This window comes from Streptomyces sp. NPDC056480 (assembly GCF_042795405.1).
Lineage (GTDB): Bacteria > Actinomycetota > Actinomycetes > Streptomycetales > Streptomycetaceae > Streptomyces.
In genome coordinates, this window is record NZ_JBHTSA010000059.1 from 30,221 (window position 1) to 50,460 (window position 20,240).

The 20,240-nt window shown below is 73.6% G+C and carries 18 protein-coding genes and 1 tRNA gene; 3 read left to right on the plus strand and 16 right to left on the minus strand.

Annotated elements, in window-relative coordinates; all coding sequences use genetic code 11:
* Positions 1-125 precede the first annotated feature (125 nt).
* Both ACFQ79_RS24285 and ACFQ79_RS24290 read right to left on the minus strand, forming a co-directional pair.
* Entirely contained in the window at positions 126-362 is a 237-nt protein-coding gene (locus tag ACFQ79_RS24285) for a hypothetical protein (protein ID WP_383586819.1), read from the minus strand.
* A gap of 513 nt (positions 363-875) precedes the next feature.
* Complete coding sequence (locus tag ACFQ79_RS24290; RefSeq protein ID WP_383586821.1) at positions 876-2,300, minus strand: peptidoglycan-binding protein; 1,425 nt, start codon at positions 2,298-2,300, stop codon at positions 876-878.
* A gap of 184 nt (positions 2,301-2,484) precedes the next feature.
* Here ACFQ79_RS24290 and ACFQ79_RS24295 point away from each other — a divergent pair.
* Positions 2,485-2,558 (plus strand) — tRNA-Lys (locus tag ACFQ79_RS24295).
* A 1,368-nt stretch (positions 2,559-3,926) separates the two neighbouring features.
* Here ACFQ79_RS24295 and ACFQ79_RS24300 read toward each other — a convergent pair.
* From ACFQ79_RS24300 to ACFQ79_RS24360, 13 genes are all read right to left on the minus strand, one after another.
* Positions 3,927-4,598 (minus strand): class F sortase, encoded by a 672-nt coding sequence (locus ACFQ79_RS24300; RefSeq protein WP_383586823.1) that lies wholly within the window; start codon positions 4,596-4,598, stop codon positions 3,927-3,929.
* Positions 4,595-5,257, minus strand: coding sequence for a PT domain-containing protein (locus ACFQ79_RS24305; RefSeq protein WP_383586825.1), 663 nt, complete (start codon positions 5,255-5,257; stop codon positions 4,595-4,597). Before ACFQ79_RS24305 ends, ACFQ79_RS24300 begins: the two co-directional genes overlap by 4 nt.
* Positions 5,258-5,331: 74 nt before the next feature.
* On the minus strand, positions 5,332-6,111 hold the full coding sequence (locus ACFQ79_RS24310) for an HAD-IIA family hydrolase (protein ID WP_318209977.1): 780 nt from the start codon (positions 6,109-6,111) through the stop codon (positions 5,332-5,334).
* Between the two features lie 80 nt (positions 6,112-6,191).
* On the minus strand, positions 6,192-7,730 hold the full coding sequence (locus ACFQ79_RS24315; RefSeq protein ID WP_383586851.1) for an alkaline phosphatase family protein: 1,539 nt from the start codon (positions 7,728-7,730) through the stop codon (positions 6,192-6,194).
* Between the two features lie 134 nt (positions 7,731-7,864).
* Positions 7,865-8,923 (minus strand): 2-aminoethylphosphonate ABC transporter substrate-binding protein, encoded by a 1,059-nt coding sequence (locus ACFQ79_RS24320; protein WP_383586827.1) that lies wholly within the window; start codon positions 8,921-8,923, stop codon positions 7,865-7,867.
* 68 nt (positions 8,924-8,991) lie between these two features.
* Positions 8,992-9,789: an ABC transporter permease gene (locus ACFQ79_RS24325; protein ID WP_383586829.1), complete on the minus strand. Its 798-nt coding sequence runs from the start codon at positions 9,787-9,789 to the stop codon at positions 8,992-8,994.
* Complete coding sequence (locus tag ACFQ79_RS24330) at positions 9,776-10,672, minus strand: 2-aminoethylphosphonate ABC transporter permease subunit (protein ID WP_383586831.1); 897 nt, start codon at positions 10,670-10,672, stop codon at positions 9,776-9,778. The genes ACFQ79_RS24325 and ACFQ79_RS24330 overlap by 14 nt, the downstream gene beginning before the upstream one ends.
* Positions 10,662-11,717 (minus strand): ABC transporter ATP-binding protein, encoded by a 1,056-nt coding sequence (locus tag ACFQ79_RS24335; RefSeq protein WP_383586833.1) that lies wholly within the window; start codon positions 11,715-11,717, stop codon positions 10,662-10,664. Before ACFQ79_RS24335 ends, ACFQ79_RS24330 begins: the two co-directional genes overlap by 11 nt.
* Positions 11,714-12,460: a phosphonatase-like hydrolase gene (locus ACFQ79_RS24340; protein WP_383586835.1), complete on the minus strand. Its 747-nt coding sequence runs from the start codon at positions 12,458-12,460 to the stop codon at positions 11,714-11,716. Before ACFQ79_RS24340 ends, ACFQ79_RS24335 begins: the two co-directional genes overlap by 4 nt.
* A 5-nt stretch (positions 12,461-12,465) precedes the next feature.
* A complete protein-coding gene (locus tag ACFQ79_RS24345) occupies positions 12,466-13,587 on the minus strand; it encodes a TIGR03364 family FAD-dependent oxidoreductase (protein WP_383586837.1) in 1,122 nt (373 codons plus the stop codon).
* 161 nt (positions 13,588-13,748) lie between these two features.
* Positions 13,749-14,516, minus strand: coding sequence for a GntR family transcriptional regulator (locus ACFQ79_RS24350; protein ID WP_383586839.1), 768 nt, complete (start codon positions 14,514-14,516; stop codon positions 13,749-13,751).
* Positions 14,517-14,566: 50 nt separating this feature from the next.
* Positions 14,567-15,574, minus strand: a complete 1,008-nt coding sequence (locus tag ACFQ79_RS24355) for a hypothetical protein (protein WP_383586841.1) — start codon at positions 15,572-15,574, stop codon at positions 14,567-14,569.
* A gap of 285 nt (positions 15,575-15,859) precedes the next feature.
* Entirely contained in the window at positions 15,860-16,999 is a 1,140-nt protein-coding gene (locus ACFQ79_RS24360) for an ROK family protein (RefSeq protein ID WP_383586843.1), read from the minus strand.
* A gap of 91 nt (positions 17,000-17,090) precedes the next feature.
* Here ACFQ79_RS24360 and ACFQ79_RS24365 point away from each other — a divergent pair, with 91 nt between their 5' ends.
* Positions 17,091-18,179, plus strand: a complete 1,089-nt coding sequence (locus ACFQ79_RS24365; protein ID WP_383586845.1) for a Gfo/Idh/MocA family oxidoreductase — start codon at positions 17,091-17,093, stop codon at positions 18,177-18,179.
* A gap of 11 nt (positions 18,180-18,190) precedes the next feature.
* On the plus strand, positions 18,191-18,682 hold the full coding sequence (locus tag ACFQ79_RS24370; protein WP_383586847.1) for a heme-degrading domain-containing protein: 492 nt from the start codon (positions 18,191-18,193) through the stop codon (positions 18,680-18,682).
* Here ACFQ79_RS24370 and ACFQ79_RS24375 read toward each other — a convergent pair.
* Positions 18,654-20,183 carry a choice-of-anchor A family protein gene (locus ACFQ79_RS24375; RefSeq protein ID WP_383586849.1) on the minus strand — a complete coding sequence of 510 codons (1,530 nt, stop codon included), beginning with the start codon at positions 20,181-20,183 and terminating at the stop codon, positions 18,654-18,656. The genes ACFQ79_RS24370 and ACFQ79_RS24375 overlap by 29 nt on opposite strands.
* Positions 20,184-20,240: the final 57 nt, after the last annotated feature.

The following is a 20,240-nucleotide window of genomic DNA, read 5'->3' on the forward strand; positions in this document are numbered from 1 at the left end:
GGGACGTGGACCCGGCGGGGGCCGTGGAACCGACGGAGGGCGTGGACCCGGAGGGAGCCGTGGACCCGACGGGGGACGTGGACCCGGCCGGGCGGACCGGCAACGCGCCGGAAGGCCTGCCGCCGTCACCCTGCCGCGTACCGGCCGGGCCGGTCGGGGCGGCCGGGGTGGACGGCGTGGCCGGGCCGGTCGGGGTGGACGGGCCGGCCGGGGTGGAGGTGGTAGCCGGGCCGGGCGGGGTGGCCGGGGCAGTCGGAGTAGACGGGGCAGTCAGGGTGGCCGGGCCGGGCGGGCTCTTCGGGGCGTCCGGCCTCGTCGCCGCCTCCGCGGCGGCGCCTCCTCTCGCGCCCGGCTCGGGCCACACCGGGACCCTGCCCCGCGAGGTCACGTGCTCCCCGCCGGCGGGGACCGACGGCACGGGCTCGCCCGCCGCAGGAGCTTCGGGCCCGGGAGCCGACCCGCCGGGCGCTCCGTCCGGCGTGACGCCCGGCGTGACGTCCGGCGTGACGTCCGCGCGCGCAGGCGCAGCGTCCGGGGCGGCGGACGCCGGCGCGTCACTCACGGCCGGTGTCGGCGCGGCACCGGTCGCCACTGCCGCACCCGCCACCACACCCTCCGGTGACGGCGTCGGCGTCGGCGCACCGCCCTCCGCCGATACGCCCTCCCGCGACTCCCGCGACTCCCCCGGCTCCGCCGGGGTCTCCCGTCGGGTCGGCGGGGTGCCCGGGGGCGCGCCCTGGGGAGGGGACGTCCGCGGGAGGGTGCCGTCCGTCAGGCGGCGCGCCGTGCGGGCCGCGTCACGTGAGGCCGCCGCGCCGGAATCCGCGGGGTTCGGGGTCGATGCCGTCATTCGGGTCCACCTCATGCTCTCGGGGTCATCGGAACAAGCGCCGCCAGGTCTCCGGGCCCGGGTAGCCGTCGGCCGCCGCGCCGCGCCAGCCCTGTGCCCGCTGGAACGCCTCGACGTTGCGGCGGTCCGCCTCCGTCCAGCGCGGACCGGGTCCCGACAGGTAGTGCTTGCCGAAGCCCCGCTTCACCAGTTGTTTGCCCAGCTTCTCCACATATGCGTTGGATTGGCCCGGACGGAAGGAGCCACGCCCGGGAAATGCCGTCGCATTCGAACTCGACCCGCTCGAACCACTCGAACCGCCGATGTCCTTGCCCCCGCCGGTCACGAGGAGCTTCCAGGTCTCCGGGCCGGGCAGGCCGTCCGCCTGCTTGCCCTTCCAGCCCTGCGCCAGCTGGAACGCCTGGGTCGCGCGCCGGTCCGCCTCGCCCCACTTCGGGCCGGGCCCCTTGCTGTAGTACCTCTTGCCGCCGCGGTCGACGAGGAGCCGCCCGAGCCGGGTGACGTACGCGTTGTCGGCGCCGGTGCCGAACATCGCCGCGCCGGGATACGGCGTCGCCGTCGGGGTCGCCCCGCCCGTGGTGCCGCCGGTGCCGTCGCCGCTGACCACGCCCTTGTAGCGATAGGCCACGTACCGGTTGGAGTTCTCCCAGTACGCCATCGGCGTCGGCTGCTTGCGGGTACGCGGCTTGGTCTGCTCGTAGGCGACGTACGAGGTGTGGGTGTAGTCGGTCCAGCCGCCGAAGATCGTGACGTGCGAGCCGCGCGTCGGGTTGGCCGGGTTGTGGAAGAGCAGGATGTCGCCGGGCTGGAGCTCGGTGCGGTCGACGCGGTCGGCGAAGCGGTCGAGACTGCCGGTCCACTCGTTGCTGCGGAGGTTCCAGGCCATCGAGATGTAGCCGGAGCAGTCCTGGCGGTAGCCGTCGGTCCAGTACTTCTCCATGGAGTACGGGACCTGGGCGGTCACCCACAGCTTGGCGCGGTTGATGATCTCGGTCCGGCTCGTCTTCCGCAGGGTGCCGGTCGAGACCTGACTGGGCGTCGGATTCGCGTTCGGGGAGGGCTGCCCGCCGGGCCCCGGCGCCCCGTGCAGCGGCCCCCGGCCGCCCTGCGGCGTGTCGGGCTCGGGAAGGGCGGGGCCGGCGGAGCGCGCGGCGTCGTCGACGGTGTCGGTGGTGCCGGTGGTGTCGGTGGTGTCGGCGGGCCCCGTGAGGTCCGCCGGGGTGAACGGGACGGAGGACTGCGGGAGGGCCGTCGCCACGGCGGCCCCGCCGCCACCGAGGACCACGCCCGCGGCCGTCACCAGGACCAGGGCGCGGCGCGCACCGTGCGCCGCCGGATGCCCGCCCGCCCGGACCGGCAGGCCAAGCGCGAGGTCACGCCGCTGCCGGGCACACCCCGGGCAGCCGCAGTCGGCCGCGGGTTCGAACTCCTCGAAGACCGGCACGCTCATGCGATTCCCCTCCACACTCGTCAAGATCTTTTGACCCTTGGTTTCGGGCGTCAGTGTCTCAACTGTCTGGACAAATCGCATTTTGACGGATCGAAGGCCTGATAAGACCATCCGACAGGCCGGAGGTGACTGATATTGGTCGGGAGCACGCCCGGACGTCGGGTAGAGTTCTCTCTGTCAGCAGGCGCCGCTAGCTCAGTTGGTTAGAGCAGCTGACTCTTAATCAGCGGGTCCGGGGTTCGAGTCCCTGGCGGCGCACGCAGAGTCAAGACCCCCTCACCGATGGTGAGGGGGTCTTGGTCGTTCTCGGCCATGTTCCGGTCCACGAACTACCGGGTGCGGGGGGCCAGTTCCCGGGCGCGTCGCGGTCGGCTCGCCACGTGGTCGGGCCCGGGGCCGCGGGCGGGGGCGGTCGGTCGTGAGCAGCGTGACACGACGGCCCTCTGGGCCGGGCGGGGCAGGGCCTCTACAGTGTGCGGAACCTCGACCTCCCGCGGTGGCACCGGGCCCCTCCCGCGTCCGTGAGCCCCGCGGTGGAGGACCGGCCCGGTCGGCGGCGGCCGCGGGACGATCGCCGCCGGCCGGAGCCAGGTCCGCGCACGCGCGCGTGGGCCGCGCCCGAGCTGCCGCGGCCCTCCGTGCGGACCACGCCCGCTTCGCCGCGTCCTCCGTGCGGGCCACGCCCCACACCGCCACCACCGGCCGGTGGGCCGCGCGCCCACGCCCCCGCCGCCCTTCCGTGCGGACCGCGCCCGCACGCATGGGCCGCGCCTGAGCCGCCCATACGTGCCGCAGCGGGTGGGCTGCACCTGAGCCCACCACCCCTACGGGCCGGCCGGGCGGGCCACCCCCAGCACGTGGGCCGCGCCCGACCTCCCGCCACGCGCGTGCGGGCCGCGCCCGATCCCCCCCTACGTGCGGGCCACGCCCGCGCCGCCTCCACCCACCCGCCGTGTGGGCAATCGTCCCTCCCCCAGACTCCGTCCGGGGGGACCCCAGGGCGGGACGGGTGGGCACACGGGACCGCGCGCTCGGCGGCGCCTCCGCCCCCGCGCCCTGGCCCGCACCCCCGCGCGGGCCGCGCCCTCGCCGCCTCCACCCACCCGCCGTGTGGGCAATCGTCCCGCAGGGCGGGACGGGTGGGCACACGGGACGGCGCCCTCTAGCGGCGCCTCCGCCCCTTGCGCCCTGGCCCGCACCTGTGGTGCGGGTTCAGGCGCGGAAGCCTAGGCCCGGCAAGGGGCGCCGTTCCGTTGTGCCCACCCGTTCCGCCCCAGCGGAACGAATGCCCACAACGGGGGAGGGTGGGCATCGCCCCAGCGGAACGGATGCCCACAACGTGGGGGCGGCGGCGGGGGTGGGGGCCGCCCCAGCGGAACAGATGCCGACAACGGCGGGTGGCGGGGCACCGCCTCCGCCCGGTCGGGGCCCGTAACTGAGGGGCGGGGCGGGCAGCCCTGGGGCGCGGGCGGAGTGCGGAGAGCCACGGGGCGTGCCGGGGCGACGCGGGGCGGGGCCGGGGCGGCGTGGGTCCCGGCGGGGCCCTCGGTGGCGTCTCCGGGGGCGGCGGGGCCCTCGGTGGTGTCTTGGGGGCGGCAGGACCCGCCGGTGGGGCGGGAGGCCGCGTCAGGGGGTGGTCGCCGTCAGGTAGGCCGAGACCACCACGTTCGCCGTGTACGCGTTCGCACCGCGGTCGAACGTGCCGCCGCACGTGATCAGGCGCAGTTCCGCCCGGTGCGGGTCCCTCGCCCCGTAGACCTTGGTCGCGTCGAAGGACTCCCGCGGGTAGACCTGGACGTCGTCCACCGTGAACTCGGCGACCGATCCGTCCGTACGGGTGACGCGGACCTTCGCGCCGGGGCGCGCCGCGCTCAGGCCGTAGAAGACCGCGGGCCGGGTCTCGGTGTCGACGTGGCCGACGAGGAGGGCCGGGCCCGCGGCGCCCGGCCGGGTGCCGGCGCCGAACCAGCCGACCGTGTGCGGCATCTCGTACGGCGGCGGGTCGATCGCCCCCGTGCTGTCCAGGCCGCGCGCCACGACGGGCGCGGAGATGCCGAGGGAGGGGATCTCCACCCGCCGGGGCGCGACGGGTGCGAGCGGGTCCCGCGCCGGGGGCAGGGCGACGCCGAGCGGCCGGCCGACGGCGGCGATGTCTCCGGTGGTCGGCGCGGAGCTGCCCCCGGGGCCCTCGGTGACCTCGCGGCCCCAGAGCCAGAGCCCGAGCAGGAGCAGCGCCCAGGCCACGCCGGTGACGAGTCGCCCGGTGCCCGCCGGGCGGGAGCCGGGCGGCGCGGTCACTCCGTACCCGACCCCGAGCCCGTACCCGTACCGCGTCGGCGGGAGCTGCGGAAGGCGACCGCCACCGCGGCGACGGCCGCAAGGCCGAGGCCGAGCAGGGTGTACGGAGTGCCGAGGCCGCTCTCGCTGGTGGTCTGGGCGACACCGGGGGCGGCCGGGGCGGCGAAGGCGGCGGTGCCGCCACCGCCCGCGCGGACCGGGGCGACCGGGCTCGCGTGGTGGGTCGGCTCGCGGGTCGGCTCGTGCGTCGGCCTGTGGGTCGGCTCGTGCGTGGGCTTGCGGGTCGGCTCGTGCGTGGGCTTCTGGCGCTCGACGCGCACGGTGCCGACATCCGGGTGATCGTGGCCGTCGCAGGTCACGCTGACCTTGTACGTGCCGTTCTCGAGCCGGGTCTTGATCGTGGTGTCGCCGAACAGCGGGGCGCCGCCGCCGTCCCGGCCGGTGAGTTCGGCGTCGGCGACGAACGCCGGGGACTTCGCGGCACCCGTCGTGCCCTTGCAGCCCTGGACGCGGACGTCGACGTCGGCGCCGGGCGAGGCGGTGGACGGGGTGACGGTGACCTTCACCCCGTCGTGGGCGTACGCACTACCGGCCGTGGGTGCCAGTACGAGGACGAGGGCCGCCCCTGCGGCACGGAGAGCAATGGGACCTGAACGCATCGTGACCTCCTGATACTGGCAGGGTCACCCGGATCGGGGCTTCTCGCATCCGCAGGGGCGCCGGCGACCGGCCGCTACACCCGGTCGACGATGTCCGCGATCGACTTCACGATCTTGGACGGGCGGAACGGGAAGCGGTCGATCTCCGCCTCCGACGTCAGGCCGGTCAGCACCAGGAAGGTCTGCATGCCCGCCTCGAGGCCCGCCAGGATGTCGGTGTCCATCCGGTCGCCGATCATGGCGCTCGTCTCGGAGTGGGCGCCGATGGCGTTCAGGCCGGTGCGCATCATCAGCGGGTTCGGCTTGCCGGCGAAGTACGGCTCCTTGCCGGTGGCCTTCGTGATGAGGGCGGCGACGGAGCCGGTGGCCGGCAGCGGGCCTTCGAGGGAGGGGCCGGTCTCGTCGGGGTTGGTGCAGATGAAGCGGGCACCGGCGTTGATGAGCCGGACGGCCTTGGTCATCGCCTCGAAGGAGTACGTACGGGTCTCGCCGAGCACCACGTAGTCCGGGTCGTGGTCGGTGAGGACGTAGCCGATGTCGTGCAGCGCGGTGGTCAGACCGGCCTCGCCGATGACGTACGCGGTGCCGCCGGGGCGCTGGTCGTCGAGGAACTTGGCGGTGGCGAGGGCCGAGGTCCAGATGTTCTCGACGGGGACCTCGAGGCCCATCCGGGCGAGGCGGGCGTGCAGGTCACGAGCCGTGTAGATCGAGTTGTTGGTGAGGACCAGGAAGGGCTTCCCGGTCTCCCGCAGCTTCCTGATGAACGCGTCGGCGCCGGGGATCGGCACGCCCTCGTGGATGAGGACGCCGTCCATGTCGGTCAGCCAGGATTCGATCGGCTTGCGCTCTGCCATGGGTGCGGGACTCCTGCCGTACAAACGTGCGGTGTGCTGGGGGCGCCGCGACAGCGCTGTGGCGACGCCCCCAAGACTAATCAGGAAGCGGTGACCTTGACCCCGTCGATCACCCAGTACCAGTTGTTGGAACCGGTGTAGCGGAAGCGGAAGCTCACGCTGGACGCGCCCGCCGGGACGGCGACCGCGAGGGACTGGGGCTGGGAGATCACGTCGGCGGTGTAGCTCTTCACGACGGTCGGGGTGCCGCCGTTGAAGACGGCCTGGACCTGCGCGGTCTGGCTGCCCTCCTGGCGGTAGAAGGTCGTGAAGTCCAGGGTGACCCGGCTCGCGCCCGCCACGGTGTACGCCGGGGTGACGAGCGTCGAGTCGTACGTCCCCGAGAACGCCTTGTCGGACCACTCGTCGGAGTCGGCGACGGCGAAGACGCCCCGGGCGCGCACGTTCAGCTCGCGGGACTGGTCGCGCTGGGAGCGGGACCAGAACTCGTCGGTGGCGAAGGACCAGCCGCGCCACTCGGTCATGCCGCCGGTGCCCATGGCGTTGTTGATGACGGACCAGCCGCTGGGCGCGGTGTGGGTGAAGCCGAGGATCCCGGCGGGGATGCCCGTCTCGTCGACGCGGCCGGTCAGCGACCCGTAGAGGCTGTCGAAGGGGTCGGTGGAGCGCTCCTGGACCGGCTTGCCGTCGAGGCCCCAGGACGCGGCGGGGGTGATGCCGAGCTGGCGGAAGACGGTGGCGGCGACGTCGACGAGCCGGGTGTCGATGGGGCGGGCGCCGGCGGCGATGCCGGGGCCCTGGGCGAGGACGAAGGTGCGCCGCTCCTCGATGGAGGAGCCGCCGTGGCCGCCGCCGTCGGTGTGGCCGTGGTCGGTCGTGACGATGACCGTCCAGCGCTCGGTGGCGTACGCGGGGCGGGCCTTGATCGCGGTGAGCAGCCGGCCGAGGTAGCCGTCCTGGACGTCGATGGCGTCGGTGTACTTGGGGCTGGCGGCGCCGTGGTTGTGGCCGATCTCGTCGGTCTCGCCGAAGTAGACGAAGAGGACGTCGGGGTTCTGGTTGCGCAGGACGTCCTCGGTGATGTCGGTGATCACGAGGTCGTTGACGACGTAGTTGTTGTTGTAGACGAGCTTGGCGTCGGCGCCGGGGGTGACGGTGCCGTGGGTGTCGAGCTCGGGCCAGTCGACGGCGGCGAAGAGCGAGAGCTCGGGGCGGACCTGGTGCAGACGGGCCAGGAAGCCGGGGTACTGGCCGTAGTTCTTGCCGGTGAAGGTGTTGTCCTTCACGCCGTGCTTGTCGGGCCAGACGCCGGTGGAGATCGTGGACCAGCCGGGGCCGGAGGAGGTCGCGGCCATCGGGTTGGCGTAGAGCAGGGAGCGGCCGAAGGTGCCGTTCGCCATCAGGGACTTGAGGTGCGGGGCCTTGGCGGCGTCGATCCGGTCGTGGCGCAGGCCGTCCATGCCGACGACGAGCACCTTGTCCTTGCTGGTGCCGTCGGGGAGCGTGGGCGCGGCGGCGGCCTGGGCCGCGGGGGCGGTGGCGAGGCCGGTGGCGGCGACGGCCGCGGTGGCACCGGCGGCGGCGAGCACGGTGCGTCGGGAGATGCCGGTGATCGGCATGTCGGAGTCCTCCGTGAGCGGGGTCGATGGGGGTACGGACACGCGCCAACGCCCCTGATTCCTCAGGGGCGTTGGTCCGTACCCGTTATCTTTCCGCGATCAACGGGGGCTTTCCAGGGTCGTACGGTGAACTCTTAGCTTCCGGTCGCGGACTTCCACGCGTCGACGTACGTCTTGAGGTTCTTGTCGATGTCGGCCCAGTCCGGCTCGAAGACCTCGACGCCCTCCATCAGCTTGGCCAGTTCGATGGCGTTGGCGTCGGTCGCCTTGACGTCCTTGCGGGCCGGGAAGCCGCCGCCGACCGCGCTGACCTCGCGCTGGGCGCCCTCGGTCAGCATGAAGTCGAGGAGCTTCTTGCCGTTCTCGGTGTGCGGGGCCTTGTCGACCAGGCCGGCCGCGTACGGCAGGGCGAAGGTGGTGGGCCTGCCCGCACCCTTGGCCGGGAACCATATGCCGAGGTTCGGCATGGACTTGGACTGGGCGAAGTTCATCTGCACGTCGCCGTTGGCGACGAGGAGTTCGCCCTTGTCCACCTTGGGGGCGAGCTTGGAGGTGGAGGAGGACGGGCCGACGTTGTTGGCCTGGAGCTTCTTCAGGTACTCCATGGCCGGCTCCTGGCCGCCGAAGTCGTGCATCGCCTTGATGAGGACGGCGGTGCCGTCGCCCGCGACGCCCGGGGTGGAGTACTGGAGCTTGTTCTTGAACCTGCCGTCGAGCAGCTCCTCCCACGACTTGGGGGCCGCGGGGAGCTCCTTCTTGTTGTGGATGAAGCCGAAGTAGTTGTTGACGACCGAGGTCCAGGTGCCGTCGCTCGCCTTGTCCCCGCCGCCGACCTGGTCGGCGCCCTGCGGGGTGTACTTCTGGAGCAGGCCCTTGGAGCCGGCCTGCTGGATGAAGGGCGGCAGGGTCACGATGACGTCGGCCTGGGTGTTGCTCTTCTCGCGGAGGGCGCGCTGCACCATCTCCCCGGAGCCGCCCTCGACGTACTTGACCTTGATGCCGGTCTTCTTCTCGAAGTCGGCGAAGACCTTGTCGTACCATCCGTCGCCCGCCTCGCCCTTGAGGCCGTCGGCGCTGTAGACGGTGACGATCTTCTCGTCGGAGGCGGCGGTGGAGCCACCGCAGGCGGTGAGGCCCGCGGCGAGGACGAGGGAGCCGGTGACGGCGGCGATCGGCTTGGCGTACGTACGCATAACGTCGTTTTCTCCTGAGGATCTCTGGCTGAAGGAAGCGCGGGGGAAGGAACTCGGGGAAGGGGCCCCTAGCGGAAGGAGGCCTTGGTGCGGACGCGGGAGACGGCGAGCAGGGCCAGCAGGGTCGTGGCCATGAGGACCACGGCCAGTGCCGATCCGGTGAAGAGGGAACCGCGGTCGGTGGCGGTGAAGATGAGCACCGGGAGCGGCATCCAGTCCGGCGGGTAGAGCATCATCGTGGCGCTCAACTCGCCCATGGACAGAGCGAAGCAGAGTCCGGCGGCCGCGTTCAGGGACGGCAGCAGGAGCGGCAGCCTCACTCGGAGCAGGACGTACGAGGGGCGGGCGCCGAGACTGGCCGCCGCCTGCTCGTACATGGGGTCGAGCCGCTGGATCGCGGCCGACACCGACTGGTGGGCGAACGCCGTGACGAGCACGGTGTGCGCGAGGATCACGATCCAGCGCGTGCCGTTGAGGAGCACCGGCGGCTGCGAGAACGCGACGAGGACGGCCAGGCCGACGACCACGGACGGCACGGCGACCGGCAGCATGAACAGCGCGTCGAGGACCCGCTTGCCCTTCCTGCCGAGCGCCGCCCCGGCGAGCGCGGCCCAGGTGCCGACGGTCAGCGCGACCAGGCTCGCGGTGAGGGCGGTGACCAGGCTGGTGGTGAGGGCCTGGAGGGACTCCCCGCGGACGGCCGCCGCGTAGTGCTCGGTGGTCGGCCCGGAGGGGAAGGCGCCGGACCAGTTCGTGGAGAACGAGGCGGCGACGATGACCAGGAGGGGGAGGGCGAAGAGCGGGACGAACAGGACGGCGAACGTGACCCAGGCCGTCCACCTGCCCGTACGGCTATGCACCAGCACGGCGGCTCACCCCCCGGTAGAGGACGTAGAGGCCCACGGAGAGGGCGACGTTGACGACGGCGACGACGCAGGCGGCCGCGTAGTCGGATTCGAGGATCGCCTTGCTGTAGACGAGCATCGGGAGGGTCGTGACGCCCTTCGCCCCGGTGAAGAGCACGATCCCGAACTCGTTCAGGCACATGACGAGGACGAGGCTGCCGCCGGCGGCGAGCGCGGGCAGCGCCTCCGGCAGGATCACCTGCCGGACGATCCGCAGCGGCCGGGCGCCGAGCGAGGACGCGACCTCCAGCTGGGCCGTCTCCATCTGCGAGAAGGCGGCGAGCAGCGGCCGCATCACGAACGGGGTGAAGTACGTGATCTCGGCGAGGAGGACGCCCCACGGGGTGGTCAGGAACTGGAAGGGGCCCGAGGAGTCCCCGGTGACGTCCGTCCAGACGCCGTTGGCCATGCCGACCGTGCCGTAGAGGAACAGCAGGGCGAGCGTGATCAGGAAGGACGGGAAGGAGAGGAAGACGTCGATGAACTTCGACACCGCCTTCCCGCCGGGGAACGGCACGAACGCGATCACGACCGCGAGCACGAAGCCGAGGACGAGACATCCGACGGTGGAGGCGACGGCGAGCCACACCGTGGTGACGAGGGCCTCGCGGAAGGACGTGGAGGCGAAGACGTCACCGTACGCACCGGGGGCCAGGGACTCCTGGACGACGAGCGCGAGCGGATAGAGGAAGACGACGGCGAGCACGGCGACGGGCGGGAGGGCCCAGACCCAGGCGGGGGTGGAGCGCCTCGTCGTGGGCGGGCGTTCCGCCGGGGCGGAAGGGGCGGGGGCGACGCCCGTCGCGGGGTGCTCTTCGACGAGACCTGGAGCCCTACCGGCCATCGTTCACCCCCGCAGCCAGCAGCACCGCGTCCTCGGGCGCGAAGTGCAGCGTGACCTCGCTCCCGAGCAGCGGCGTCTCCCGCAGCTCCCGCACGTCCGCCTTCACCCGGTGCCCGCCCACCTCCACGTACAGCCGGTGGGTGGACCCCCGCCACTGGACCTCGCCGATCCGGCCCCGCAGCGCGTTCGGCCCGTCTCCGAGGCCGACCAGATGGGGCCGGACGCAGAGCGTGGCCGCCGACCCGGGGGCCGCTCCGGAGACCGCGACCTTCAGCTCGGTCCCGTCGAAGACGACCCCGTCCCCGACGACCGTCACCGGCAGCAGGTTGGCGTTGCCGACGAACGAGGCCGTGAACTCCGTGCGCGGCCTGCGGTACAGGTCCTGCGGGGTGCCGCAGTCCTGGAGCCGGGCCTTGTCCATGACGGCGATCCGGTCCGCGAGGGTCAGCGCCTCGACCTGGTCGTGGGTGACGTACAGGATCGACACATCGGGCAACTCGCGGTGGAGTCGCGCCAGTTCGGCCAGCATGCCGGAGCGCAGCTGCGCGTCGAGCGCGGAGAGCGGCTCGTCGAGGAGGAGGACCTTGGGCCGGATGGCGAGCGCGCGGGCGATGGCGACGCGCTGCTGCTGGCCGCCGGAGAGCTCCCGGGGGTACCGGTGGGCGTAGGCCGCCATGCCGGTCATCTCCAGGGCCTCGGCGACCCGGCCGGGGATCTCGCCCTTGGGGACCTTCTGCGCCTTCAGGCCGAAGGCGACGTTGGCCTCCACCCGCAGGTGGGGGAAGAGGGCGTACTGCTGGACGACCATGCCGATCCCCCGCTTGTACGGCGGGAGGCCGGTGACGTCACGGTCGCCGATGAGCACCCGCCCGGAGACCGGCCGCACGAACCCGGCGACGGCCCGCAGCGCGGTGGTCTTGCCGGAGCCCGAGGGCCCGAGGAGGGCCATGACCTCACCGGGCTCGACGGTCAGGTCGAGCCGGTCGAGAACGGTGGTGCCGCCGTACGCGACGGACACGGCGTCGAAGCGGATGCCGCTGGTCATGCGTCCGACTCCCCGATCAGCGCGGGAAGTTCGGCGATCGATGCGAGCACGTGCGTCGCGCCGTGCTCCTTGAGCGCCGCCTCGTCGTGCGCGCCGGTCAGGACGCCCGCGACGATCCCGGCGCCGGAGCGGACCCCGCTGCGCATGTCGTACGAGGTGTCGCCCGCGACCACGACCTGTCGGACGTCGTCCACGGCTCCGGTGCGGAGGAAGGCCGCGAGGACCATGTCCGGGTACGGGCGGCCGCGACCGCCGGCGTCCGCCGGGCAGAGGGTCAGTTCGACCAGGTCCTGCCAGCCGAGCGCGTCGAGGATCGCGTCCTGGGTGACCCGGGCGAAGCCGGTGGTGAGGACCACCCTCCGGCCCTGGGACCTCAGCTCGGCGATCGCCTCGGCCGCGCCGGGTATCGGGGCGATCAGGCCGCCGGAGACGAGTTCGCCGTAGGCCGCCTCGAAGGCGAGGTTGGCTTCCTGGGCGCGGGTCTCGTCGCCGCCGAGGAGGTGGCGGAAGACGGAGATCTTGGACTCGCCCATGGTGGCGCGGACGTAGTCGATCATCGTGGCCGGGTCTTCGCCGAGGCGCTCGGCGGCGGCGGTGAAGGCCTGCTCGACGAGGCCGCCGTCGGCGACGGTGGTGCCGGCCATGTCGAGGACGACGAGGTCGTACCTGCGCTTGTCCGGGGCGTTCCGGTGGTTCAGGGTGTTCGTGTTGCCCAGGGTGTTCGTGTTGTTCAGGGTGTTCATGTGGTTCACCAGCCCAGTTCGTCAGCGGTCTTCTCGGCGATGGCGGGCGAGCAGGTCATGCCGCGGCCGCCGGGCCCGGTCACCAGCCACACGCCGTCGCGGACCCGCTGGCGGTGGACGACCCGGCTGGTGTCGACGCACTGCGCGTACACCCCGGCCCAGCGCCGCTTGATCTTCGGCAGCGGGCGGCCGAGGAAGGACTCGACGACGCGGGTGAGGTGCTCGTAGGGGTCTTCGAGGGTGTCGAAGGCGAAGGGGTGCTCGTACTCGTGGGTGTCGCCGATGGTCAGTCCGCCGTCGAGGCGCTGCACCATGAGGAGCTGCATCTTGTGGGCGGCGGCGGTCGGGTCCTGCGGCTGCCCGGCCTGGAGGGAGTCCAGGGCCTCGGAGGCGTAGGCCGGGTAGTAGCGGAAGGAGTCGGCGTCGGCGACGGAGGTGGTGAGCGCCTCGCCGAGGGGCTCGGTCTGCATCATCTGCAGCCGCACGCGGCGGACGGGTATCTCGCCGGCGACCTCGCGGACGAGGCCGGAGAGCCAGGCGCCGGTGCACAGGACGACGGCGTCGCCGGTGTGGACCTCGCCGCGGTCGTCGCGGACGGCGCTCTCGCCGACGACATCGCGGACCTCACGGTTCGGCAGGAAGGTGTACTTCCCGGTGGCGAGGAGGGCCTCGCGGAGCGCGAGCTGCGCGAGGCGGGGCTCGACGGCCGCGTCCCGCTCGCACCAGAGCGCCGCCTCGAACGCGCCGCGCAGGGCCGGGTTGACCGCGCGGGCCTCGTCGGCCGTGAGCAGCTTGTAGCCGCGGGCGGCGGCGTCGGGGCGGGCCACGGCGGCCTCGGCGACGGCGAGCTCAAGATCGTTCCGTACGGGGGTGAGCGAGCCGATGGCCCGGAAGCCGAGGCCGGGGACCCGGGCGCCGATGCCCTCCCAGAGTTCCCGGGCGCGCAGGGCGGTGTCCAGCTCCTCTCCGCCCGCCCGTCCGCTCACCCAGATCTGGCCGAAGTTGCGGAGGGATGCTCCGCGCGCCTCGGCCTCGCGCTCGATGTGTACGACCTCATGGCCGCGTTCCACTGCGTGCCAGGCGTGCATGGTTCCCACCACGCCGGCTCCTACGACGATCACCTTCATGCCGTCGACGGTCCTGGCAGCGGGTGACCCGGACGGGGCCGGTGGGCGACGGGACGGTGAACGGACCGACAAGCTTGGACCAGACCCGTTACCTTCCCGTGATCTGAGTGGATGCGGGTTGTGATGGTTCTCCGGGTTTGACCCGCCACCCGGCCCCTCGGTCAGCCCTGCTGCCCCAGGTGGGCGGTGAAGCTGAAGCGGTCACCCCGGTAGAGGGTGCGGACCCGCTCCAGGGGCCGCCCGGCGGTGTCCCGGGAGACACGGTGGAGCAGCAGCATCGGCAGCGCCGGCGGGGTGCCGATGAGGAGGGCCTCGCGGGGGGTCGCGAGCACCGTCTCGATGCGCTCGTCGGCGTCGCCGAAGGAGATGCCGAGGTGGTCGTGGAGGTAGGAGTAGAAGGAGGAGTCCGGGTCGAACTCGCTGTCCAGGTGCGGGGCGCGGGCCTCGGAGACGTACGTGCTCTCCAGGCCGACCCGCTCGTCGTCGGCGAGGAGCACGCGCTCCATGTGCCAGACGGGCTCCCCTCGTTCGGCGCCCACCTCGGGGGCGAGCGCCTCCGGGCAGGGGAACCGGTCGAGCGAGATGAGGCTGCGGCCGGGGCGGAGCCCCTGCCGGCGGACGCCTTCCGTGTAGCTCGCGAGCGAGAGGGGCTGTTCGAGCTTGGGGCCCGCGACGACCGTGCCCCGGCCCTGGCGCCGCAGCCGCCCCTCCAGGAGGAGTTCGCGCAGCGCCTGCCGGACGGTCTCGCGGGACACCTCGTACCGGACGGCGAGGTCGCGCTCGGTGGGCAGCAGCCCGCCCTCCCCCAAGTCGTCGACCATCAGGGCGAGTTTGGCCTTGACGGCGTAGTACTTGGGCACGCGGCCGTGCTCCGGGATGCCGGAGTTCACGGGGGCGCCCGGGGTGCCGGGGGTGTTCTGGGAGTTCACCGGGGGATGGTCGCAGACGGGGATGAACGGGAAGGTGTACGCAGCATGACTCACCGGTGCCGGCGGTGGCGGGCGGTACGGAAGAGGACGGCGCCGAGGAGGACGAGGGCGGCCGCGAGGGGTGCCAGGAGCTTGGCATGCTCCTCCGACTCCCTTCCGGTACTGGCGAGTTCGCGGTCCGGACCGGCGAGTACGAGGCCTTCCGGGTCCTCGGCGGTGGAGCCCGGCGGGCGGGGCGTGGCCCCGGGGGGTCGCGAGGGGGCGACCGGTTCGGACGTGCCGGATGTGTCAGGTGCGGGCTCGTCGGCTCCCGTGGAGCGGTCCGGGGCGGCGGGCACCACGCTCAGGCGGTAGTCGCCGGACTCGCCGACCCAGTCGCCGTCGACACCCCGGCGCTGGACGACCGCGGCGTTCACGACGACCTCGTCGGGGGCGGTCTCCGCGCGGAAGCCGAGCCGTACGCGGACGGTGAGGGTCCGGCCCGCGGGCACCATGAAGCCGTCGAAGTCCTCCGGGCCGTCCGAGCCGCCGGATGCACCGGAGCCGTCGGAAGCTCCGGAGCCGTCGGGGTCGGGACCTGTGAACACGCCGATGTTCTCGGCCTGTTCGGTCGCCTCGAAGGTCGCGGGCCGCCAGCGTGCGGCCCCGGCGTCGTAGAACTCGAACCGGATCTGCGCGGGCTTCAGCACCCGCCGCTCGTCGGTGAGGACAAGCACGGGGTGGATGCCCGAGCAGGTGGCGTCGGTGGTGTTGGTGAGATCGAGCTTCCACTCCTGGAGGGGGCCGCCGGCGGGGTACTCCACCGGGCCGCCGTGGATCCGGGTGTCGAGGGGGAACGCGGAACCGGCGGGGGTGCCACAGGTGGGGGCGGGGGGATCGGGGGCAGGGATGTCGGGGGCGGCCTGCGCCGGAGCGGGGGCCGTCGTGGCGGGCACCGAGGGGGCCGGTGCGGTCAGGGCGGGGGACGCCAGGGCCAGGTGGGCCGTCGCGGTGACCGCCAGCGCGGTCGCCGCGGTCAGGGCGCGGGGGCTGCGCGGTCGCAGGGGGGCGGATGCCATGGGGCCGGGCCTTTGCTGCTCGCGGACGTACGGGTCGGCCGCGACGCTGCCATGCCGTGGGGGCGGGGGCCGGGCAGCGACACCGCGTCCACCCCCGGACGGCCCGGCCGATCCGCCCGATCGGCCTACTTTCGTACGTACGTCTTTACGGCTTTACCGCTTTACGTCTCTACGTCTCTACGTCTCTACGGCTCTGCGGCTCTACGGCTCTACGGCTTCATGGCCCTGCGGCTCTGCGGCTCTGCGGCTTCGCGGCTCTACGGCTTCACGCCTTCGCAGCTCTGCCTACTTGCCGAAGATCGGGGCGAGGACCAGCCACGCGGCCCCCTCCGCCACGGCGTCCCGCTCCCCCGCCACGCGCACCGGAGCCGTCAGCCCGAGTCCGGCGAGGACCTCCCGCACCCCGCCCGCGAACACCTCCGGCGCGGCGAGGACCAGCCGGCCGCCGAGCAGCACCTCGTCGATGTCGAGAAGCCGTACGACATTGGCCGCGCCCGCACCGAGGATCCGCGCGGCCCCGGCGTCGTCGCCGCCCGCGACCGCCGCGAGGCACAGGACCTCCAGACAACCGCGCCCGCCGCAGCCGCACGGGGGCCCGTCGAGCTGGACCGTCTGGTGGCCGAGTTCACCGGCGCCCGTCCTGTCCCCCCGGAGCGGCGCCCCGCCGAGGACCAGGCCGGCGCCGAGCCCCGTACCGAGGTGGACGTACGCGAAGGAGCCGGGGGCGACGGGACGGACGGCCAGGCCGAGGGCGGCGGCGTTGGTGTCCTTGTCGAGGACGACGGGCAGCCCGAGGCGCCGGGCCAGCTCCTCGCGGACGGGGTGGCCCTCCCACTCGGGGAAACCGGTCACGCGGCCCGGGACTCCGGCGCGATGGTCGAGCGGCCCGGGCATGGCGACCCCGACGCCGAGGACGGGAGCGGCAGGGGCGGGGGCGAGGACGGCGGCAGGGACGGGGGCGACGGCAGGGACGGGGACGGCGGCGGGGGCGGGGACGGCGGCGGGGGCGGGGACGGCGGCGGGCGCGGGGGCGCCTGACGTCAGCCCCCGCACCTCCTCCGTCACCGCGTCCAGGACGGGTCCGGCGCCCGCCCCCAGGTCCAGGGCGCGCGTGCGCCGGGCGACGACCGCGCCCGCGAGGTCGGTGAGGAGCGTGGTCAGCTCGTCGCGGTCGAGGTGGACGCCGACGGCGTAACCGGCGGTGGGGACGAGCCGGAGGACCGTACGGGGTTTGCCGCCGGTCGAGGCGCGGTGGCCGGCCTCCGTGGCCAGGCCCTCGGACCGGAGCCGCGCGGTGATCTTGCTGACGGCCTGCGGGGTGAGGCCGGTCCGCTCGGCCAGCTCGAGGCGGCTGATGCCGGTCTCGCCCGCGGTGCGCAGCAGGTCGAGCACGAGCGCCGCGTTGGGGCTGCGCAGGGCCGGCATGTTCACTCCATCACTCCGATCAGGTCCGTCCTCACCTGCCCATTGTCGCTGTCGCTTGCACTTTGGCAACACCGTTGCTTAAGTGAGGGGCATGACTGGCACCCCCCGCACCCCCCTCCGCGTGGGCCTCGTCGGCTACGGCCTCGCGGGCTCCGTCTTCCACGCCCCGCTGATCGCCGCGTCCGAGGACCTCGTCCTCGCCGCCGTCACCACCGGCAACCCCGAGCGGGCCGCCGAGGCCCGCGCCGCCCACCCGGGCGTCCGGGTCGTGGCCACCCCGGAGGAGCTCTGGGCGGACGGGGCGGCGGACGGGCTCGACCTGGTCGTCGTCGCCTCCCCCAACAAGACGCACGTCGCGATCGCCACGGCCGCCCTGGAGGCGGGTCTGCCGGTCGTCGTCGACAAGCCGCTGGCCGGGACCGCCGCCGAGGCCCGCGCCCTCGCGGCCCTCGCCGAGGAGCGGGGCCTGCTGCTCTCCGTCTTCCAGAACCGCCGCTGGGACAACGACTTCCTGACCCTCCGCCGGCTCATCGACGACAAGGCGCTCGGCGAGGTCCAGCGCTTCGAGTCCCGCTTCGAGCGCTGGCGCCCGCTGCCCAAGGGCGGCTGGCGCGAGTCCGGCGCGCCGTCGGAGATCGGCGGCCTGCTCTACGACCTGGGCAGCCATGTCGTCGACCAGGCGCTGGTCCTCTTCGGCCCGGTGGTCTCCGTGTACGCCGAGTCGGACGTCCGCCGGCCGGGCGCCGAGGCCGACGACGACACCTTCCTCGCCCTCACCCACGCGAACGGCGTCCGCTCGCACCTGTACGTGAGCGCCACCACCGCCCAGCTGGGCCCCCGCTTCCGGGTGCTCGGGCAGCGCGCGGGCTTCGTGAAGTACGGCCTCGACCCGCAGGAGGCGGCCCTCCGCGAGGGGCTGCGCCCGGTGCCGGGCGCGGCGTGGGGCGTGGAGCCGGAGGAGTTGTGGGGCCGGCTCGGTTCCGGCGAGTCGCCGCTGACCGGCGGCGGGACCCCGGTGGCGTCGCTGCCGGGCGACTACCCGGCGTACTACGCGGCCGTCGCCGCCGCCCTGCGCGGCACCGGCGAGAACCCGGTGACGGCCCACGAGGCCGCGGCCGCGCTCGACGTCCTGGAGGCGGCGAAGCGGTCCGCCCGCGAGGGAATCGCGGTGACGCCGTGAGCACCCGGGAGGTGAGTGACGCGAGCGCCGGGGAAGTGAGTGAGCTGGAGGCGCAGGAGGCCCGGCTGGTCCTCCCCCGCTTCACGTACGAGGACGCCTGGACGCTCGGGGGCCTGCTCGTCGGCATGGCGCGCGAGCGCCGGGCGCCGGTGGCGATCGACATCCGGCGCGGGCCGCAGCAGCTCTTCCACTGCGCCCTGCCGGGGTCGAGCGCGGACAACGACGCCTGGATCGACCGCAAGCGACGGGTCGTCGAGCGGTACGGCGTGAGCTCGTTCCTCGTCGGCGCGCGGTTCCGCGCCAAGGGGACGACCTTCGAGGCGTCCTCGCGCCTCGACCCCGACCGGTACGCGGCGCACGGCGGCGCGTTCCCGGTCGCGGTCGAGGGCGCGGGCGTGATCGGCTCGGTCACGGTCTCGGGTCTGCCGCAGGCCGAGGACCACGCCATGGTCGTCGAGGCGCTGGAACGCCTGCTCAGCTCGTACGCCTCCGCCTCCGGCTAACGAGGACGAGAGCGCCGCCGCCGAGGGCGAGACCGACGGCGGTGGCGCCCATGACGATGTTCCCGGTGCCGGCGCCGGTCTCGGAGAGCTCCCCGTCGGGGCCGTGGTGGCCGCCGCCGGAGTCTCCGTACCCGCCGTCGCCCCCGCTGTCGCCGTAGCCGCCGTCACCGCCGCCGTTCGCCGAACCGCCGGTCGTGGGGTGGGTGTGGGTGTGCGTGGGTGTGGGTGTCGGGGCGGTCGGGGTCGGTGTCGGGTCCGTGGGCGTCGGGGTGGGTTCGGTCGGGGTGGGTGTGGGGTCGGTCGGGGTCGGTGTCGGGTCCGTGGGCGTCGGGGTGGGTTCGGTCGGGGTGGGTGTGGGGTCGGTCGGGGTCGGGTCCGTGGGCGTCGGGGTCGGATCCGTCGGCGTGGGGGTGGGCGTGGGTGTGCCGCCCCCGCAGGACGGCAGGTCGCCGTTGAACGGATAGGCGTGGATCTCCTGGCCACCGCCGCCGGTCCGCTCCGAGGTGTGCGTCAGGTTTCCGGTGGTGAAGAAGCGGCCGTTCAGACCCGGCATCGTGATCGTCGTCGTGCTGGCCTGGTCGCCGATCAGGACGCTGCCCGCGAACTGGGCCGTGCCCTCGAACGTGACGGTGGTGGCGTCGGGGAAGTTCCAGAGCACCCGCTCGCGCAGCCCGTCCGGCAGCTGGTTGATGTACGTGTCGACGGTGCGGTCGGCGCCCAGGAGGTTGACGAGGACGGTCGCGCCGGCCGGGATCCCGTCGAAGCGGATGCCCTGCTGGCGGCCGCCCATGGACTCCAGGTCGAACGCGACGTTGAAGACCTGGAGCTTCGACGTCCCGTCACCCGTGAAGACGGTCTCGGTGTTGTTGTTGACGGCGGTTCCGGTGGCGGGGCGGGAGGCGCCGTTCACGTACGCGTAGCACTGGCTGGCGTCGGTGAGCCGGTCGCGGAGCGCGGTGTACGGGGCGGCGGCGCCGGCGGTGTGCACGGCGGGCGGGGCGACCGTGCCGGAGAGCGTGCCCCCGTACCGCACGAGGCCGCTGACCCGGCCCTCCTCGGCGAGCAGGCGCTGGCCGGTGGCGACCGTCAGGTCCTTTCCGACGGTGAGGAAGTCGGTGCCGTCGTCCGGCGGGACGCGCGAGCCGACGCCCGCGACGCCGACGTTGTAGACGCCGGAGACACCGGCGCGCTTCCTCATGTCGAAGGCGCCCAGGACGACGATCTTGCCCTCGGCCTCGGCGGCGGCCTCGCGGACGAGCATGTCGCCGCCGACGTAGACGTTGATGTTGTTGTCGCGGTACTTGACGGTGCCGCTGCCGATGTCGGGGTACGTGCCGGTCGGACAGGTGCCGGGGAGGCAGGGGCCGAGCCCGCCCGGCAGCGGGTCGGCCCAGCCGTTGACGGCGAGCGCGCCGACGAGGGCGGTGGCCGCGACGGTGGAGGCCGCGATGGCGGCGAGACGGCGCCGGTCACGTCGGCGCTCGGGCGTGATGGGTTCCATATCCGGCAATATGCAAAGAAGGATATGAAAACGGCGACGCCCCACGCGGGGCGTCGC

Excerpts from the sequence above, each read along its gene's own strand:
- ACFQ79_RS24330 (WP_383586831.1), bottom strand. The coding sequence starts at position 10,672 with ATGGCCGGTAGGGCTCCAGGTCTCGTCGAAGAGCACCCCGCGACGGGC.
- ACFQ79_RS24320 (WP_383586827.1), bottom strand. The coding sequence starts at position 8,923 with ATGCGTACGTACGCCAAGCCGATCGCCGCCGTCACCGGCTCCCTCGTC.
- ACFQ79_RS24345 (WP_383586837.1), bottom strand. The coding sequence starts at position 13,587 with ATGAAGGTGATCGTCGTAGGAGCCGGCGTGGTGGGAACCATGCACGCC.
- ACFQ79_RS24290 (WP_383586821.1), bottom strand. The coding sequence starts at position 2,300 with ATGAGCGTGCCGGTCTTCGAGGAGTTCGAACCCGCGGCCGACTGCGGC.
- ACFQ79_RS24355 (WP_383586841.1), bottom strand. The coding sequence starts at position 15,574 with ATGGCATCCGCCCCCCTGCGACCGCGCAGCCCCCGCGCCCTGACCGCG.
- ACFQ79_RS24310 (WP_318209977.1), bottom strand. The coding sequence starts at position 6,111 with ATGGCAGAGCGCAAGCCGATCGAATCCTGGCTGACCGACATGGACGGC.
- ACFQ79_RS24315 (WP_383586851.1), bottom strand. The coding sequence starts at position 7,730 with ATGCCGATCACCGGCATCTCCCGACGCACCGTGCTCGCCGCCGCCGGT.
- ACFQ79_RS24375 (WP_383586849.1), bottom strand. The coding sequence starts at position 20,183 with ATGGAACCCATCACGCCCGAGCGCCGACGTGACCGGCGCCGTCTCGCC.
- ACFQ79_RS24365 (WP_383586845.1), top strand. The coding sequence starts at position 17,091 with ATGACTGGCACCCCCCGCACCCCCCTCCGCGTGGGCCTCGTCGGCTAC.
- ACFQ79_RS24340 (WP_383586835.1), bottom strand. The coding sequence starts at position 12,460 with ATGAACACCCTGAACAACACGAACACCCTGGGCAACACGAACACCCTG.
- ACFQ79_RS24305 (WP_383586825.1), bottom strand. The coding sequence starts at position 5,257 with ATGCGTTCAGGTCCCATTGCTCTCCGTGCCGCAGGGGCGGCCCTCGTC.
- ACFQ79_RS24335 (WP_383586833.1), bottom strand. The coding sequence starts at position 11,717 with ATGACCAGCGGCATCCGCTTCGACGCCGTGTCCGTCGCGTACGGCGGC.
- ACFQ79_RS24360 (WP_383586843.1), bottom strand. The coding sequence starts at position 16,999 with ATGCCGGCCCTGCGCAGCCCCAACGCGGCGCTCGTGCTCGACCTGCTG.